Below are 18,185 nucleotides of genomic sequence, written 5' to 3' on the forward strand. Positions count from 1 at the left end.
AAAGTCATCCCTTGCGTAAGCATTTGATTTTTTTGTCATTTTTTAGAAAAAGTTAAAATCTGAATATTCTGATTATATTAATGCACCACTAGTGAAAATTTAGATTTAACAATAAATAAATAAGTGTAAAAACAATAGAAGTTACCCATACGATTGAAACTAATTGTTCTAAAAACAAAAACCAGAAAGGAAGACTCTTCTTTTTAAATACTTTCCTAAAATCACGAATCAATACTTCTTGGTTTCCTTGTGCCCACCGAATCCTTTGTTTAAGTAATCCACGTAATGTTTCAGGAACAATCATCCAACAAAGCACATGAGGTTCATAAGCAATCACATAATTATGTAAATGCATTTTCCAAGACAGAGCAATATCTTCGGTTACCATATCGATATCCCAATACTGGCAATCTTCTAGCGCTTTTTTACTAAGCAGAGTAAACACACCGGAAATGGTATTAATATAACCATTCATTGATTGTGCTCGTTTAATGCCTCCAATAATACTAGCAAATTCTACTGTTTGTATTTTTCCTAATAAACTCTTTTTATTTTGTATCCTTGGATTCCCAGTAACAGCACCGAGATTTTCATAAGTATAAAAATTATCTATCATATAGTATGGTGCCGGGTCATCAATGATTGTATCCGCATCTACACACATGATATAGTTATATCTCGCTTTTTTAGCGGCTAAATTTAAGGCGTTGGCTTTTCCTTGATTTTGTTTCAAGTCAATAAATTGAAAAGAATAAAGCTCTTTAAGTTTTAACAACACATCAGCTGTATCATCTTGACTTCCATCATTGATGACAATAAGTTCTTTTTGCGGATAAGAAAGCTTACTGATATTTGTCACAGTCGCAGTAATTGTTTCTGCCTCATTAAAGCATGAGACAATAAAAGTAATCCCTTCACGCTGCTTATTATAATCAATGGCTGTTTGCTTACGTTCAATTAAAAAATAATAAAACAAGGCCCCGATCAACCAAAATACAGACATCACCAAAGGGTAATAAAGTAAAAACGAAGATAAATGATAGATAATTTGCATGTTTTTTCTCCTTAAAGTTCAGTTTTAAAACTTACTCATAAAAACTGAACGATTGTACTTAGATTTCTAATAACTAAAAAATGGATAATTATTCTAAAAATATTTACAGTTCTTTAGAAAAGTAGTACTAGACTTAGAAAGCGCAAATATTAATGTAAAGGCGCATCTTTTACGCAATGATTCATGCATTTTCAATTATTAGAAGCTAGTCTACCACCATGAAAGTCAATTTGCAATTTTCATGTAATGCGTTTTGCGTTTTATAACAACGTGCATACATCAAATAAAATACCCCTTAGAATAAAATCGAAAGATAGAGGTGAGAATATGGCTAAATTTAAAGTTAGATCAGAAAAAAACGACTCGGTAAATAAAACCATCCGATTTCCTCAAAATTTAAATGAACGCATCAGTCAAATCGCACAAGAAAATGATACTACTTTTACAAGTGTTGTACTGCAAGCATGCGAATACGCTTTAGATAATATGGGTGATAATACTTTTAAAGACGAAAAGGATTCAAAAGGTTAATGGCCTTTTGAATCCTTTTTAAATTCCTCTATCATATTTTTTGCTAAAAAGAAAAAAATGTTTGTCATTTTTTTCTTTTTAAATAACGTTTCTTTTTGAAAAAATAACTTTACTTTTTTTCTAATTCTCTTCATGAATGCGTTTACCTCGTCTTATAGAGACTAGAAATTTTAACTAAAAAACATACAATTTTCTTTTTATCTATCTATATCAAATGATATTCCTTCTTTAAAATATAGTTTGTTCAAATAGTAGTTGGCGTTTTTTTAGTGCATAGTATAGAAATAGCGGCATCTTATTCACCATTATGTTCAATAATGCGCGCTGGATTACCTACAGCAGTTGCATAATCGGGGACATCATGTAAGACAACTGCGCCTGCGCCAATTTTACTATTTTTTCCAATTGTTACAGGACCTAAAATTTCAGCATTTGAACCAATATAAACTCCTTGTTTGATATGAGGGTGCCTTCTACCAGTATCTTCAATACGACGTGATCCTAAAGTAACCCCATGTAACAGCACCACATCGTCTTCGATAATTACTGTATCTCCAATAACTGTTCCCACTCCATGGTCAATAAAAACACGTTTTCCAATCTGTGCGCCAGGTGCAATAGATATTCCTGTACGATGCTCGTTATGACGCCTGATTAAGCTTGCTAAAAAGGGATGATGATGTTGAAAAAAGTATTGCGCAATACGATGCCAAAAAAGAGCCTGCATCCCAGGATAAGTAAAAATAACTTCAGCCACACTATGAGTCGCAGGATCTTGTTTTAAAATAGAACGAGCTGTTTCAAACATAGCTATTTTCCTTTCAAATGGTTAAAACTTTGTTCAAGATCAGCTAAAAGATCTTTTGGATCTTCTACACCAACAGATAGGCGAATCAGTTCATCTTTTATCCCATTTGCTATACGAGTTGCGCGCGGAATTGAACCATGGGTCATCAAAGCAGGAATTTCGATCAAACTTTCCACTGCACCAAGACTTTCTGCTAGGGTAATTACTTGTAATTGTTCAACAAATGCGCTAGGATCCAAACCCTCTTGTAATTCAAACGAGATCATCGCTCCAAACCTATTCATTTGTTTTTTAGCGATAGTAAAGTCCTCGTTTTCAGGATCCCCTGGATAATAAATTTTTTCTACCATTTCTTGTTTACTTAGATAGTCAAAAACAGCATCAGCATTTTGTAAGTGAGCTCTCATTCGTAATCCTAATGTTTTCATCCCTCTTTGTAAGAGCCAGCTATCATGTGGGGATAAAATAGCACCAATCGCATTTTGCAAGAAACGAAGCTCTTCTGCTAATTGTGCGTCTTTTGTAACCACAAGACCTGCAATCACATCACTGTGTCCACCCAAGTATTTAGAAGCACTGTGAATAACAATATCTACATCAAATTCAATTGGACGCTGGATATAAGGAGAACTAAAAGTATTATCGATGATACTTAATAGATTATTTTCATGCGCAATTTCTGTGACAGCTTTTACATCAGTCACACGAAGTAGCGGATTGGTAGGCGTTTCAAGATAAATTGCTTTTGTCTTAGGGGTAATCGCTTGTTTAACCGCAGTTAAATCACGGGTATCAACAACTGTAAATGTTAGTCCGAGACGTTTTAACACTGAGTCAATCAAACGAAAAGTCCCACCGTAAACATCATTACCGACGACAAAATGGTCACCTGCAGAAAACAAAGAAAAAATCGTATTAATTGCTGCTGAACCAGAAGCAAAAGCAAGACCAGCAGCTCCTCCTTCAAGATCAGCAATCAACTCTTCAACTGCTTCACGTGTCGGATTTGCCGAACGTGAGTAATCATATTTACTTTGCCCGATCTTTTTTTGTTGAAAGGTCGTTGCCATATGAATAGGAACCGACATCCCTCCTGTTGTTTCATCCATTGAAGTGCCACCGTGTATTAATTTTGTATTGAATTCCATTATGAATTCTCCTTTCTTATTGATATATATTTTGACTTAAATAACGTTCACTACTATCTGGAAAAATAGTTACAATATTACTATTTGGAGGAAGTTTTGCTGCAACTTGCAAACTGGCAGCTAATGCAGCTCCACTTGAACTTCCGATAAACAACCCTTGCTCTTCTGCTACTTGATTAACATATGAAAAAGCTTGTTCATCAGAAATTGTTAATACTTCGTCGATATTTACATCTTTAAAAAAAGGAGGAACAAATTCAACGCCAATTCCTTCTGTTTTATGCGGATGTGGGGGACCTCCATTTAAAATAGAGCCTTCTGGTTCAGCAACTATTACTTTAACATCAGGATATTTTTCTTTCATGTATTTAGCTGTCCCAGCAAACGAACCTCCACTTCCTGCGCCTGCCACAAAAGCAGTGACAGGCTTTTGTAAGTCTTTAGCAATTTCTGGGGCTAGTGTATGATAATAAGTTTCTGGATTCTCTTTATTTTCAAATTGCATTGGTACAAATGTATTCGTTAATGATTTTTCTAATTCCCGGGCTTTCTTTATAGCGCCTTTAATTCCTTCATCACTTGGCGTATGAATAATTTTAGCGCCCAAAGCTTTCATTAATTCCTGTTTTTCAAAACTAAAGTTTTCGGGTACTACCAAAATAACTGACAGATGATAGGCTTGTGCAACTAAAGCAAAACCAATACCAGTATTACCCGCAGTAGGTTCGATAATTGTTGTTTGCTGGTTGATTTTTCCTTCTTTCATCGCCTTTTGAAATAAATATTTTCCTAATCGATCTTTAATGCTGCCCCCTGGGTTATACATTTCCAGTTTTGCGTATATGTGACTTTGCTTGGGTATTTCCATTTGTAAATCAATCAGAGGAGTATCTCCAATCAGTTGTGTTACTTGTTTGACTAACAATTATTATTGCCACCTTTCTTTTTATACGAAAAAAAAGGCGCGAAAATCAATTAAGATTTCCGCGCCCTGGGTCCTTCAAAGCCAGTATGTCGTTTGAACTTTTAAAATAACTTATTAAAGTTCACGCAAAGCCAGCCAGGCATCGCCACAACGCGACGTCTGACAACAGCTATATGAAAAAGTGTTAAACTTTGCGTAACTCATATTGGACCCTCCGTACTAAATGATTAGCTTAAATATAACGAGTTTTTTTCCATTTGTCAATCATTATTTATCCAAAAAGGAATTAACTAATTTATTATATTGCATCGCTTCTTTAATTTCATCACTATTACCGCCTAATATATCTACCAGTTGATAGCTAAAAGCTAGCGCAGTTGCGGGCCCACGGCTTGTCGTCACTTGCCCATCTTTTACAACGATCATTTCTGAACGTTTGCCTGATTGAATATCGTCGGCAAAATCAGGAAAAGAAGTATAATTTTTATCTTTTAGTATGCCAGCTTCTTCTAAAGCGATTGGCGCTGCACAGATTGCAGCAATTTGTTTCCCATTATTATAAGCTTTTTGCAAACTTTCAATAACCGTAGTATTTTCTTTTAAGTTTTTAGCACCTGGCATCCCGCCTGGTAAAACAATCATGTCATAATCTTGTAAGCTTTCGTCTAAGACTTGATCAGCTTTTACCGTAATATTGTGATTACCAGTCACTTCTTGAGCCAAGCCAATCATTGTCACATCTGCTTGAGCTCTACGTAAAACATCCACAACCGCTAGTCCTTCAATTTCTTCAAAACCTGGCGCAAAAACTACAGCTACTTTATTCATAATCAAACGCCTCCTTATTTTATTTATTCAGCTTCAGCGATATCTTCCAATACACTACTATAATCAAAATCTGTCTTCATAAATGTGGCATCGTCAGTAGGAAATTTTTGTTCCACTGTATCAATTGTTTGCCATTTAATTATCGGTTCATTGATTTCAAAGGCTAACACATGTCCGCCAAAATGATGGTCATCACTAATAAAATGTAGATGAAAACCTGAGGCCGAGATCGTTCCAAAAAGCTCTGGAGTATAAATACCGACTAGAGTTCCGGTGATATCTTCGGCTGTAAATTCTGCTTGATCTCTAGCAACATCTACTAGATCAGGATACGGCTTTTCTTGTTTTTGCACCGAACGGCATTTTATTTTATTAAATCTACCATGTAGTTTTACTGCTTGAAAAACATTTTTACTCGAAAATTGTTCTAGCATTTTTTCTTCTAAAGTCTCTTTATTTATTTTCTCATTTAAAGTCGTTTCATTTTCCGGAATAAAATCAACTACTGCAGCATAAGGAGTTGTATCTTCCAAGCAAACTTCATGAATTTGTCCAGTTACATCAAAGCGATAACCATGATGGTCCAAAATAACTAATTCCCCATTTAGACGATCTACAGTTCCTATACCGATACCTCCATTTTTTAATACTTCTTCAAACGTAAAAGCACCGTCAAACCCGCCTTTCATCAAAGTACCTAACGTATTATAATGAAACAATCGTCCAGACATCAAGCTCACCTTTCCTTTACGTATATCATATCAAAATTTATCCATTCGTTAAAATATAAGAGTTATAAAGTCTTCAAGGGAAAACACTAAGCAATTCAAGGCTATTTGGGGCAAAGATAGAGAATAAAACGTTGAGAAGCATTTGGTTTAGTAAAATAAAAGTTATATCCTTATTTTTCAGATAAAACTTTTCCATTCTTCTCTCCGTGATTGGCGTTTCAGATAGAATTTTTCTAAACTGTTGTCCGTGATTTCGTTTTCAAATAATAGATTGTCGAACTTTTGTCCGTTATTCACTGTTTATTTGTCCACTAGAAAACCTCAATAAATTTTACACTTAGAGTTATGGCCCCAAATCTCCAAATAAAACTTTATGATACCTTACATATTCAATAGATAATATTCTGCTCTTTCATTATTATTCAACCTACAAAACTTTGAATAAAAAAAGGCTGTAGCAAGGCTACAACCTCAATAGTTTACTCATCGAATTTAAAAAGATCGGTAGATAAGTAACGTTCTCCATTGTCTGGAACTACAGTAACGACGGTTTTTCCTTTTCCTAATTTTTTAGCAATTTCAACTGCACCAAAAATATTTGCTCCGCCTGAGATTCCTGGCAAGAATCCTTCCTTATTGCTTACTTTATGCGCCATATCGATTGCTTGCTGGCTTGATACTGTTACTATATCTTGATAAACTGAACGATCCAAAGTCTCAGGAATAAGTCCTGCAGATATACCTTGGATCTTATGCTTTCCTTTGATTCCTTCTTTAATCAAAGCTGCTTCAGCTGCCTCTAAACCATAAATTTGAACATCCTCGTTTATTTTTTGCAGTGCATGTCCAACACCTGTGACAGTTCCTCCTGTACCTATTCCTGCAATAAATGCATCAGGAGATTTACCTTCAAAATCTTTGATGATTTCTTGTCCAGTCGTTTTTTCATGTATTTCAGGGTTTGCTGGATTCTCAAACTGCATAGGTAGGAAATAGCCATTTTCATCAGCCAGCTCATGCGCTTTTTGGATAGCTCCGTTCATGCCATCTGCACCTGGCGTCAAAACTAACTCAGCGCCATAGCCTTTCATCAAAGAGCGTCTTTCCACACTCATTGTTTCTGGCATCGTAATGATTAAACGATAGCCTTTAGCCGCGGCAACTAAAGCTAAACCAATTCCTGTATTACCTGAAGTTGGTTCAACGATCGTTCCTCCAGCTGGAAGACGTCCATCTTTTTCCGCTGCTTCTACCATAGCAAGCGCGATACGATCTTTAACTGAACCTCCAGGATTGTAAAATTCTAACTTTGCATAAATTTCTGCAGCGTCTTCTGGTACAACTTGATTTAATTTAACCATAGGTGTATTTCCAATTAATTCTACAATATTTCCTGTTTTACTCATGAAATCTCTTCCTTTCATTTCATTGTCAATTTCTAAAAAAACAGCAACACATTCATTAATTTAATTCTAACAAAAGGTAAGTTTATAAACAAATATAACGGTGTCTTATTTAATTAGCTTAGAGGAGTTATTACTATGATATATAGCTTCCGTTTTGCTAAAATAATAAGAGCAGGAGGGATTATATGGATGAAAAACTCACTAAAATAAGCAAACAACTGGCTCTTGTTTTACGTCATCATCCTGAAAAAATTAACATTACATTAGACGAATATGGACGAGTAGAAATCAATGAATTAATAAATAAGTTTAATGCACACTATAGCCGAAAAATCGACCGACAAAAAATCGAAGAAATTATCAATAATAGCCCCAGACAAAGATACGTCATTGAAGGAACAAAAATCAGAGCGCTATATGGACATAGTGTTTCCGTCTTGCCGCTACAAGAAGCTGTAATACCTCCTAAAATTTTATATCATGGAACTAGCCAAGCTGCAGCTAAAATCATTCAAGCTGAAGGTTTAAATAAGATGGGAAGAGAATTTGTTCATTTATCAGAAAAGCTAGAAACCGCAATAAAAATTGGTAGTCGACATGACACTTCCCCTATAATTTTTCAGGTGTATGCAAAAAAAGCAGCCACTGATGGTTACGCCTTTTATTCTCCAAAAAGTGGCGTTTGGTTAGTAGAAAACTTACCAGCGATTTATCTAAAAAAAGAAAGACAAATATAGAAAACTGCCGTCTATACTTGTCTTTTATTATATTATTATTCTTGTGCTTGTGCAGAATTTTGCGTTGGCTCTTGCTCTGCTGTATTTTCAGCAGTTTCTTCTTGACGATTTGCTTCTGGAAATTCAACATTAGAATCTTCTTGTGCTTCAGTGCTTTCAGTATCTTCTACAGACTCTGTTGTTTCGGTCTGTTCAGTTGTATCTGTAGTTTCACTGGTTTGATTTGAATCTGAGCGTTCACTTGTTTCAGTTTCAGTTGTTTCATCTGTTACTTCAGTAGATTCTTGTTCTTGATTATCAGTCGTTTCTGTTATTGAATCATCAGTAACACTACTACTAGTTGACGCTTGATTTTCAGACCTTGCCTCTTCTGAATAATCGCTTGTTTTTTCAGCAGGACTTTGTGTCGTACTAGAAGACGTTGTCATTTGCTGTTCATTCATTGAAGTTGTGCTCGTTGTCTCTGGTACCTGACTTTGCTCCTGTGAATTTTGAGGCTGTTGTTCATCATGGGATTCATCTGATATTCTTTCTTGAATTGATTGAAAAGGTGCAGCCACAAAAGTATTTGCGTCATTTTTCACTGCTACACTCAAAATAAATGTTGCAAGACAGCTGATCAGTAATGCTTGAAGATTAAATTTATTTTTCATCTTTACGTTCAACTCCTCTGCAAAACGTACAGAATTGTAACATACATTTGAATGCGCAGCAAGTTTCCCTTTTATTTTATTTTACCCGAAAACCTTAAAGAGTCAATAAATAAATCCCGTTTAAAATAATTATTTTCGTTATTTTATCATTTAAAAAAAGGCGAGAACATAAGCTTTCCCGCCTTTTATATCTTTTTAAATTATAAATTTTCGCCGTTTGTTTCGATCACTTTCTTATACCAATTAAACGATTTTTTCTTATAACGATTGAATGAACCAGAACCATCATCATTACGATCTACATAAATAAAACCATAACGTTTACTCATTTGTGCAGTAGATGCACTCACTAAATCGATACATCCCCAAGAGGTATAACCCATTAAATCAACGCCATCTTTTACTGCCTCTTTAGCTTGTGCTAAATGTTGCTGCATATAATCAATACGATAGTCATCCTCAACGGTATATTGGCCATTTTCATCTTGGATTAATTGATCTTTTGCTCCTAAACCATTTTCCACAATGAACAAAGGTACTTGGTAACGATCATAAAAATCATTTAGAACAATTCGAAGTCCCACAGGATCAATTGCCCATCCCCATTCTGATTTTTCTAAATGAGGGTTTTCGATACCTCCTATAACGTTGCCGGCGCCAGAACTATATTCTTCCGGATGTGCTGCAGCTGCAACGCTCATATAATAACTAAAGGAAATAAAATCTACTGTATGATTTTTTAGTAACTCTGCATCACCCTCTGCAAATTGAATATCGATATCATTTTCCGCAAAAAAGCGTAACAAATGTCCAGGGTATTGTCCACGTACATGAATATCAGTAAAGGCATAATTTGTATTTTCTGCATCTTTTGCTGCTAAAACATCTTCAGGATTTGATGAAATTGGATAAGTCGGCATAGCCAAAACCATGCATCCTACTTGAAACTCAGGATTGATTTCATGAGCGATTTTAGTCACTGAAGCAGAAGCTACTAGTTCATGATGAACCGCTTGATATAACTCTTGGTCACTTAATTCTTCTTTAGGTGTTTTAATCCCACCTGAAATAAATGGCATGTGCAAAACAGAGTTAATTTCATTAAAAGTTAACCAATATTTTACTTTATCCTTATAACGGTTAAAGACTGTTCGAGCATATTTTTCAAAAAAACCAATCATTCGTCGATCTTTCCAGCCGTCATATTTTTCGGACAAATGTAAAGGTGTTTCATAATGAGACAATGTAACTAAAGGTTCAATCCCATATTTCAAGCACTCATCAAATACATCATCATAAAATTGTAGACCAGCTTCGTTAGGTTCTTTATCATCGCCATTAGGGAAAATACGACTCCAAGCAATTGAAGTACGAAAAACTTTATAGCCCATTTCTGCAAAAAGTGCAATGTCTTCTTTATAATGATGATAAAAATCAATCGCTTTTAATTTCAGATTATCTTCTGTTGGACCGTCTGTAATACGCCCCATAGCGCCATCAGGAGTAACGTCTTGAACAGATAATCCTTTCCCATCTGCATCAAAAGCTCCTTCAACTTGGTTAGCGGCTACTGCGCCACCCCATAAAAAATTTTCTTTAAAACCAGTTAGTTTTGTCATACCATTATCTCCTCCTATAATTTCATTTTAAACCAAATCATATTGTTGGTCATTAGTTTTATTTAATTCTTATCAACGATAAGTAATTAAAAACAGACACATTCGTTTATATTTTAGCTTTGTTTTGGTACAATTTTATTAATTGACTTACGCTGAAAGGAAGAAAAAATGCCACGTACAAATAAAACATCCGAGGCCAAGGTTCAAGCCTTATTTGATCGTATTGCAAGCACCTACGACAGCACAAATAATGCCATTTCTTTAGGAATGCATAAACATTGGCGCAAAAAAACGATGGAACAAATCCCTCTATCCGTTGGAGATCAAGCCCTTGATCTATGCTGTGGTACTGGTGACTGGACAATTGATCTAGCAGAAATCGTAGGACCTACGGGGAAAGTTGTCGGCCTAGATTTTAGCCAAAAAATGTTAGAGATAGCTAAAAATAAGTTAAAGCAAACGAATTTTAGCCCACAAACATCTTTGATCCAAGGAGATGCAATGTCTCTTCCTTTTGAAAATGATTCTTTTGATTTAGTAACCATCGGATTTGGTTTGCGGAATGTACCAGATGCTTTTCAAGTGTTAAAAGAAATGAAACGCGTATTAAAACCAGGGGGTATGGTTGCTTGTTTGGAAACCTCACAACCGGAAAATAAACTGATTTATCCTTTCTGGTATCTTTACTTTAAACTTGTTCCTACAATTGCTAAATTAAAGCATAATAAACGACAGGATTACGTCTATCTTCAACAAACGACACAAAAATTTGTGCACGCTAAAGAACTTAAACAAATGTTTCAAGATACCGGTCTAATAAAATCTTCCTATACGACATTTATGTTTGGGGCTTGCGCATTGCATATCGGCTATAAAAGAAAATAAGGAAGTGTCTATTTTTGAAATTTAAATTTGAACCGATAAAAAAAGACTATAGTGATTTCTCCAGCGATAAACTATTGGTGAACGCGCCCCGAACACCCGCTTTTCCGGTTAGAGTCGCAAGTGAAATCATGGCCAGAAGCCTCTCTTTTCTAAACAGTGCAGATGGATTAACTTTATATGATCCTTGCTGTGGAGGTGGACATTTACTTACAGTTTTAGGTTTTTGCTACAGTAAAAACCTAAAAAATATATACGGTAGCGACATTGATACTAAAGCTCTTGAATATGCTCAAAAAAATTTAAATCTTCTGACACCAGAAGGTCTGTCTAAAAAAAAGAAAGATTTACAGTACAATGATGAAAAGCAAGATGAAAAGACGCAACTAGAAGCGCTTAACAGCGCCAACCGTTTAGAAAAACAGCTATTTCATACGACTTATCCTAAAAAGGACATCCAATGTTTTCATTGGGATATCACAAGAAAGAAGCCGCCCCATTTAAAAAACGTCAATATCGTGATAACTGATTTACCTTATGGCAATATGTCTGATTGGCAAGGAGAAGGCACGACCCAGAATAATCCCAATAAACAGATGCTTAATAATATTTATCAAACACTTGATTTGAATAACTCGATTGTTACGATCATTTGTAATAAACAAGAAAAAATCAATCATCAAAAGTTTGAACAAGTAAAAAGGCTAAAGCATGGGAAGAGACAGTTTATCTTTCTTCGACCCTTGCCTTTTTATTAAATAGCATTAATCGTAACCTAAGATAAACTCATTTTTAGGCGACTAAAAAGGCTTTGGTCAATTGACCAAAGCCTTTTTTGCTTATTTTCTATTGGCTACTCAAATAGTGAAATACTTGTTTTCGTGACAGATAACCCAAAAATTCTTCTTGCTTGCTAAGGACTTCAATATAATTATAGTCACTTAAAGCTGCAAAAGCTTTTTGTAAAGTGGTATCTTCTTGCAATTGAACAGCTGCAATATTTTCATCCTGTGGTGTAGTATATCCTTCGACTTGCACAACACGACTAATAGGGATTTGATAGCCTAGTTTGTTCGCACTAGAGTGAAAAAAATCATAGACAAAATCACTAGCCGGATTTTGGGCGAGTTCTTCAGGAGAACCTACCTGCAGTAATTTCCCATCTCCCATAATACCGATGCGATCACCTAATTTAATAGCTTCATCCATATCATGAGTAACAAAGATGATCGTGTTATGGAGTTCTTCATGTAGCTCAATAATTAAATCTTGTAAGGTCGTACGCGACAAAGGATCTAGTGCGCCAAAAGGTTCATCCATCAAGACAATACCAGGTTTAGAAGCAATTGCACGTAAAATGCCAATTCGCTGTTGTTCACCACCAGAAAGCTCACTAGGTAGGCGATCACGATACTTTCCAGGATCTAAACCAACTTTTGTTAGTAATTCATCCACTAAACGATTAATTTCTTTTTTAGAAACTTTCTTCATCTCAGGAATCACCGCAATATTTTGCGCAACCGTCATCGTAGGAAAAAGCGCAATTTGTTGTAAAACATAGCCCATTGACCAGCGCAATTGCTGTAAAGGATAACTCTTAGCTTTTTTTCCATTAATTAAGATATCGCCATCTGTTGGTTCTTCTAAACGGTTAATCATTTTTAAAGAAGTGGTTTTTCCACTACCAGAAGTCCCCACTAGAACAAATAATTCGCCTTCTTTAATCTCGAGGTTCATGTCTGGGATGACTAAGTTATCGCCGAAGGATTTTGAAACATTTTGAAACTCAATTGCTGTACTCATTATTCATCCTCCTCTAGTAGCCCATTTTCAGTAAGATAACTATGAGCTACGTCGGCTGGCGTTTCCTCTTCCACGTTGACTTCATAGTTCATCTCTTGCATTTCTTCTTCCGTAATTTTTCCACCCAATTTATCCAAAGCCTCCACCACTTGTGGGTTGTCATCTGCAAATGCTGTACTCATCAAAGGAGCACCTTGATATTTGGGAAAAAGTTCCTTATCGTCTTCTAAAATACTTAAATGATATTCCCTTAGTTCACTATCTGTAGAATAAGCATCAATCAAATTGACACGACCATCGTCAATGGCTTGATAACGCAAAGCAGGTTCCATTGAACTTGTTTCGAAGTCTAAATCATATAATTCTTCAATACCCCGCAAGCCATCTTCACGATCGATAAACTCTAATGTCATTCCTGCTTGAATATCTGATTGAATATTTGCAAGATCACTAATCGTTTCTAAGTGTTCTTCTTCTTTAAATTCATCAGAAACAGCTAAAGCGTAAGCATTATTATAACTCATAGGCTCTAATAGCGTAAGTTGATCTTGTTTTTGTAAATGTTCTTTAGCTTGATTGTAAGTTTCTTCTTCTGATAATCCTTGCGTATCAATCGATTCGTCATCAATCAATGTTTCTAAGACCGTGCCAGTAAACTCTGGATAAATATCAATTTGATCATTTTTTACTGCATTATATAAAAAAGTGGTTTTTCCAAAGTTCGGTTTTATTTCAACATTAATATCAGCATCTTCTGCTTCAATTAAATCCTTATACATATTAATCAAAATCTCAGGTTCTGAACCTAATTTTCCAGCAATGGTGACTGTTTGTTGTCGATTAGCATAAGCTGAGTAAACACCGCCGCCACCTAGCAAAATAATAAGAATAGCTAGACCGACCATTGAATGCCAAGGTTTTGCACGCTCAAACCAACGTATCAATGAACTTAAAATAATAGATAATAATGCAGCTGAAATTGTACCAATAATAATCAATGGCATATCGTTACGATCAATACCTAAAAGAATAAACGTTCCAAGACCACCTGCACCAATTAATGCAGCTAAAGTCGCAGTGCCTATGATCAATACCATAGCCGTACGTATACCAGAAACAATAGCTGGGCGTGCCATCGGAAGTTCTACTTTAAATAATTTACGCATTTTAGACATACCAAAAGCATCAGCTGCTTCTTCAATAGCTGGATCAATCTCTGAAATACCCAAGTAGGTATTTTGAAAAATGGGTAATAAGGCATAAATGACAAGCGCAATAATCGCAGGTGTCGTACCTATTCCAACTATAGGGATCAACAATCCTAGTAAGGCCAGAGAAGGAATTGTTTGTAAAATACCTGCGATTTGCAAGCCAGTTTCAGCGACTTTAGGATGCCTAACTACCCAAATCGCCAAGGGTATAGCTATCAACATGGCTATCAAAAGAGAGACAACCGAAATACCTAAGTGATTTATTAGTTCACTCCATAAATCGCCACGTCGTTCATTGAATGTTTCTAACAGATTTTCCATTAGTAACCCCGCATTCGTTTTTTATTCCGAAAATTGACTATTGTATAACTCCGTATAAATTCCATTTTTTGCCAGAAGTTCTTTGTGACTTCCTTGTTCAACAATATCACCTTGGTCCATAACTAATATTTTATCCGCATCAACAATTGTTGACAAACGATGTGCAATAACAAAATTAGTACGACCTTTCATCAGATTTGCCATTGCTTGTTGAATCAGTTGTTCAGTCCGCGTATCCACAGAGGACGTTGCTTCGTCTAAAATCAAAATATCTGGATCACTTACAAAAGCTCGAGCAATCGTTAAAAGCTGTCGCTGTCCTTGTGAAATATTCGTTGCATCTTCATTTAACACTGTACGATAGCCATTAGGCAAAGTTTCAATAAAGTGGTGCGCATGCGCTTGTTTAGAAGCTTGGATGACTTCATCTTCTGTTGCATCGACTTTTCCGTATAAAATATTATCGTAGACCGTCCCTTGAGTTAACCAGGTATCTTGTAAAACCATGCCAAAAAAGGAACGTAAATTATCGCGTGGTACAGTACGAATATCGATACCATTAATCAAAATCTGATTTCTTGTTACATCATAAAAGCGTAATAATAAATTAACTAGCGTGGTCTTACCTGCTCCTGTATGTCCGACAATCGCTACCGTTTCCCCTTGTTGAACTGTAAGTGTTAAATCGCGAATAACCGGCTGTCCTTGCTCGTATTCAAAACCGATATGATCAAGCTTGATTTCTTCAATAGGGCCTTCAATTCTATGACTGGTATTTTCAACTTCTTCAGGTGCATCCAAGAATTGAAACACCCGGTTACTAGAGGCAATCGTCTCTTGTAGTGTATTAGCCATTTCAGCAATCACATCAATAGGACGACGGATATTTTGACTGTATTGCATAAAGGCGAGCACATCTCCTACCATGATCGTCCCGTTAACAACCAGCAAACCACCTACAATCGCAATTAATACATAAGCCACATTGCCAATAAAAGTCATCACTGGATTGAGTATTCCAGCCATAAAACTAGCACGGTAAGAAACATCAAATAAACGATCATTAAATGCTTTGAACTCTTCATTTGATTGGTCTTGATAGTTATAAGCTTTGATTAAGTCTGTACCAGTAAAATTTTCTTCGACATAACCAACCATTGCGCCTAGGCGTTCAGACTTTGCTCGAAAGTATTTTTGTGAACGCCCCATAATAATTTTAGTAGCTAAAATATTTAAGGGCACAGTAATGAAAAAGACTAAAAATAAAATTGGACTGATGAAAACCATCATGATAATAATTCCTACAAACATCAACATGCTATTAACGATTTGGCTCACACTTAGTTGTACATTGCGTCCAATAGCTTCCACATCATTAGTGATTCGACTTAATAAATCTCCTGTCGAATGTTGATCAAAAAAACTAAGGGGAACTTTTTTAATTTTTTCCGAAACTTCCGTCCGCATAATCTTGATCAATGATTGTGACAAACGTACCAATAAGCGTTCAACAACAATTTTACTTAAGGCCAAGAATATATATAAGGCTGTTAACAACAAAGCGGTTTGAAGCACATAATTAAAATCAAGACTGGTTTGGCTAGTCATCGCCGATTGGACATGGTTTAAAATTGACCCCATAACAATCGGCGCTGCAACTTCCATTATGGTAGAAATAATAGTCATCGTTAACGACAAAAGAAGAATTTTTTTATAATTTTTTAGATAGCTAAATAAGCGTTTAACAGTCTGCCAACTTGTCGGATAGCTTTCATAAAAGTTTGCCATCATACATCCTCCTCTTCTCCTTGAGAAATAGCAATTTCACGATAAATCTGATTGCTTTGCATTAATTCGTCATGTGAGCCTAGGCCTTGTACTTTTCCATTTTCCAATACCAGAATTTTATTGGCATGCCGAATTGTCGCAACTCTTTGTGCAACAATAATGGTTGCAGCATCATTAAGTTTGCCTTGTAAAGCTAAGCGTAATTCATGATCTGTTTTATAATCAAGCGCTGAGAATGAATCATCAAAAACATATAATGAAGCTGGACGTGTTAAAGCACGCGAAATAGCCAAACGCTGCCTTTGACCCCCTGAATAGTTACGCCCGCCACGAGCAACTGTTTTTTCTAACGGCTCTTCTTTTGGTAAAAACTGCATTGCCTGTGCCGTTTCCAAACTATCAAGCATTTTCTCATCACTGGCATCTGGATTACTATAAAATAGATTGCCTCGAACACTATCTGAAAAGAAATAATTTTGTTGTGGTACATAGCTGATTTTTTCGCGTACACTTTCTGGATTCAATGTGTCTATTGCTTGGTCATTAATCAACAGTTTTCCTTCTGAAGGATCATAAAATTGCATGAATAACTTCAACAATGTAGATTTCCCTGAACCTGTACCACCAATAATCCCCATAACCTCGCCTTTATAAACTGAAAAGTTCAAATTTTCTAAAGCCGGAAGATTCGCATCAGGATAATAAAATGTCAGATCTTGTGCTTTTACAGAAGTGATCGGTTCATTTAACACATTACTTCCCCCTACTGAACGTGAAGGGTAATTTAACACCGCATTAACTCGGTCAATAGAAGCAACACTTCTAGGTAGCATAGTCATCATACGCGTTACCATGATCACAGCGTTTAATACCTGTGTAATATATTGGACAAAAGCCATCAAAGCGCCAATCGATAACGTACCCTGTTGGACAAAGCGTACACCAAGAAGCAAAGTCGCAACAATAGACAAGTTCAAAATCAATGTCAATATGGGATTGATCGTCTGCATAACTTTGTTTACCTTCAAACCAATTTGGTAATATTTATCATTAGCGTCTTCAAAAGATTCTTCTTCTTGCTTATCTCTAGAAAAAGCACGAATCACTTTTAGACCCGTTAAACGCTGACGTAGCAAAAGATTGATGTGATCTAACGCTTTTTGCAAGCGAGGAAAATAAGGAACGACTACTTTGATAACAAAATATAAAACAACGGCTAAAAATGGTAAGCTCACAAATACAATCATCGACAAACGAACACTGGTAGTAAAAGCCATAAACAAACCACCAATAAAAGTTAAAGGCGCTCTTGCTAAAGGACGTAAGCCCATCAACACTAATTGCTCGATTTGTGCTATATCATTTGTCGTACGTGTAATTAATGAAGAAATACTAAAATATTCAGTTTCATCAAAAGTCATACGATTCACTTTATTAAACATTCTTTTTCTTAAGTCTCTGGAAAATAGCATTGACGTTTTAGCTGAAAAATAAGCCGCTGAAGCGCGAACTAAAATAGTAATCAAGGTTACACCGATCATTAATGTCCCAAGTCTTAAAATATAGGAAATATTTTGATCAGTAACACCAATGTCTATAATTTGTGACATCATCTTGGGTAACAGTAATTCGCCGATAGTGTTAGCGAAAGTTAAGATAAGTACAATTAAAACAAGGAATTTATAACGTTTAAAATCTTTAAAAACACTCAACTTGTTCCCTCTTTCATTTATAAAATAT

General features: G+C 35.7%; 17 protein-coding genes. 4 read left to right on the top strand and 13 right to left on the bottom strand.

The genetic code is table 11. The features are described from left to right. Positions 1 to 88 precede the first annotated feature (88 nt). Positions 89 to 1,054 (bottom strand): poly-beta-1,6-N-acetyl-D-glucosamine synthase, encoded by a 966-nt coding sequence (pgaC, locus tag C7K42_RS11165; RefSeq protein ID WP_014123994.1) that lies wholly within the window; start codon positions 1,052 to 1,054, stop codon positions 89 to 91. 327 nt (positions 1,055 to 1,381) lie between these two features. On the opposite strand from pgaC, the gene C7K42_RS11170 reads away from it, so the two are divergent. Beyond that, entirely contained in the window at positions 1,382 to 1,585 is a 204-nt protein-coding gene (locus tag C7K42_RS11170) for a hypothetical protein (protein ID WP_014123993.1), read from the top strand. Positions 1,586 to 1,880: 295 nt separating this feature from the next. On the opposite strand, the gene epsC is transcribed toward C7K42_RS11170, so the two are convergent. The 6 genes from epsC to cysK all read right to left on the bottom strand — a co-directional run bounded on the left by epsC (position 1,881) and on the right by cysK (position 7,431). Further along, positions 1,881 to 2,393, bottom strand: coding sequence for a serine O-acetyltransferase EpsC (gene epsC / locus C7K42_RS11175; RefSeq protein ID WP_103099554.1), 513 nt, complete (start codon positions 2,391 to 2,393; stop codon positions 1,881 to 1,883). A 2-nt stretch (positions 2,394 to 2,395) separates the two neighbouring features. After that, positions 2,396 to 3,541 (bottom strand): trans-sulfuration enzyme family protein, encoded by a 1,146-nt coding sequence (locus C7K42_RS11180; protein WP_103099555.1) that lies wholly within the window; start codon positions 3,539 to 3,541, stop codon positions 2,396 to 2,398. Between the two features lie 16 nt (positions 3,542 to 3,557). Further along, positions 3,558 to 4,466, bottom strand: coding sequence for a PLP-dependent cysteine synthase family protein (locus tag C7K42_RS11185; RefSeq protein ID WP_014123990.1), 909 nt, complete (start codon positions 4,464 to 4,466; stop codon positions 3,558 to 3,560). Between the two features lie 267 nt (positions 4,467 to 4,733). Beyond that, positions 4,734 to 5,294 carry a DJ-1 family glyoxalase III gene (locus C7K42_RS11190; RefSeq protein WP_014123989.1) on the bottom strand — a complete coding sequence of 187 codons (561 nt, stop codon included), beginning with the start codon at positions 5,292 to 5,294 and terminating at the stop codon, positions 4,734 to 4,736. Positions 5,295 to 5,317: 23 nt separating this feature from the next. Beyond that, positions 5,318 to 6,025 (bottom strand): acetolactate decarboxylase, encoded by a 708-nt coding sequence (budA, locus tag C7K42_RS11195; protein WP_014123988.1) that lies wholly within the window; start codon positions 6,023 to 6,025, stop codon positions 5,318 to 5,320. A 479-nt stretch (positions 6,026 to 6,504) separates the two neighbouring features. After that, entirely contained in the window at positions 6,505 to 7,431 is a 927-nt protein-coding gene (gene cysK, locus C7K42_RS11200; protein WP_014123987.1) for a cysteine synthase A, read from the bottom strand. Between the two features lie 185 nt (positions 7,432 to 7,616). Between cysK and C7K42_RS11205 the strand changes: the two genes are divergently transcribed. Continuing rightward, complete coding sequence (locus tag C7K42_RS11205) at positions 7,617 to 8,168, top strand: RNA 2'-phosphotransferase (protein WP_094243248.1); 552 nt, start codon at positions 7,617 to 7,619, stop codon at positions 8,166 to 8,168. 35 nt (positions 8,169 to 8,203) lie between these two features. Here the strand turns inward: C7K42_RS11205 and C7K42_RS11210 are convergent, their stop codons facing one another. After that, positions 8,204 to 8,821 carry a hypothetical protein gene (locus tag C7K42_RS11210; RefSeq protein WP_094243247.1) on the bottom strand — a complete coding sequence of 206 codons (618 nt, stop codon included), beginning with the start codon at positions 8,819 to 8,821 and terminating at the stop codon, positions 8,204 to 8,206. Positions 8,822 to 9,021: 200 nt separating this feature from the next. Beyond that, positions 9,022 to 10,440 carry a glycoside hydrolase family 1 protein gene (locus C7K42_RS11215; RefSeq protein ID WP_014123984.1) on the bottom strand — a complete coding sequence of 473 codons (1,419 nt, stop codon included), beginning with the start codon at positions 10,438 to 10,440 and terminating at the stop codon, positions 9,022 to 9,024. A 168-nt stretch (positions 10,441 to 10,608) separates the two neighbouring features. Between C7K42_RS11215 and C7K42_RS11220 the strand changes: the two genes are divergently transcribed. Both C7K42_RS11220 and C7K42_RS11225 read left to right on the top strand, forming a co-directional pair. Further along, positions 10,609 to 11,325, top strand: a complete 717-nt coding sequence (locus tag C7K42_RS11220; RefSeq protein WP_014123983.1) for a demethylmenaquinone methyltransferase — start codon at positions 10,609 to 10,611, stop codon at positions 11,323 to 11,325. A 14-nt stretch (positions 11,326 to 11,339) separates the two neighbouring features. Further along, positions 11,340 to 12,080, top strand: coding sequence for a hypothetical protein (locus C7K42_RS11225; RefSeq protein WP_157727958.1), 741 nt, complete (start codon positions 11,340 to 11,342; stop codon positions 12,078 to 12,080). Positions 12,081 to 12,168: 88 nt separating this feature from the next. Here C7K42_RS11225 and C7K42_RS11230 read toward each other — a convergent pair whose 3' ends face one another. From C7K42_RS11230 to C7K42_RS11245, 4 genes are read right to left on the bottom strand one after another with little or no spacing between them, the layout of a single operon-like run. Then, positions 12,169 to 13,125 carry an ABC transporter ATP-binding protein gene (locus C7K42_RS11230; RefSeq protein ID WP_014123981.1) on the bottom strand — a complete coding sequence of 319 codons (957 nt, stop codon included), beginning with the start codon at positions 13,123 to 13,125 and terminating at the stop codon, positions 12,169 to 12,171. Next, positions 13,125 to 14,657, bottom strand: a complete 1,533-nt coding sequence (locus tag C7K42_RS11235; protein WP_014123980.1) for an ABC transporter permease/substrate-binding protein — start codon at positions 14,655 to 14,657, stop codon at positions 13,125 to 13,127. Before C7K42_RS11235 ends, C7K42_RS11230 begins: the two co-directional genes overlap by 1 nt. A 21-nt stretch (positions 14,658 to 14,678) precedes the next feature. Continuing rightward, positions 14,679 to 16,445 (bottom strand): ABC transporter ATP-binding protein, encoded by a 1,767-nt coding sequence (locus C7K42_RS11240; RefSeq protein WP_103083365.1) that lies wholly within the window; start codon positions 16,443 to 16,445, stop codon positions 14,679 to 14,681. Continuing rightward, the gene (locus tag C7K42_RS11245) at positions 16,445 to 18,157 is read right to left on the bottom strand and encodes an ABC transporter ATP-binding protein (protein WP_014123978.1); all 1,713 of its coding nucleotides are present in this window, start codon (positions 18,155 to 18,157) and stop codon (positions 16,445 to 16,447) included. Before C7K42_RS11245 ends, C7K42_RS11240 begins: the two co-directional genes overlap by 1 nt. Positions 18,158 to 18,185 lie beyond the last annotated feature (28 nt).

Source organism: Tetragenococcus halophilus subsp. halophilus DSM 20339, assembly GCF_003841405.1.
Classification (GTDB): Bacteria; Bacillota; Bacilli; order Lactobacillales; family Enterococcaceae; genus Tetragenococcus; species Tetragenococcus halophilus.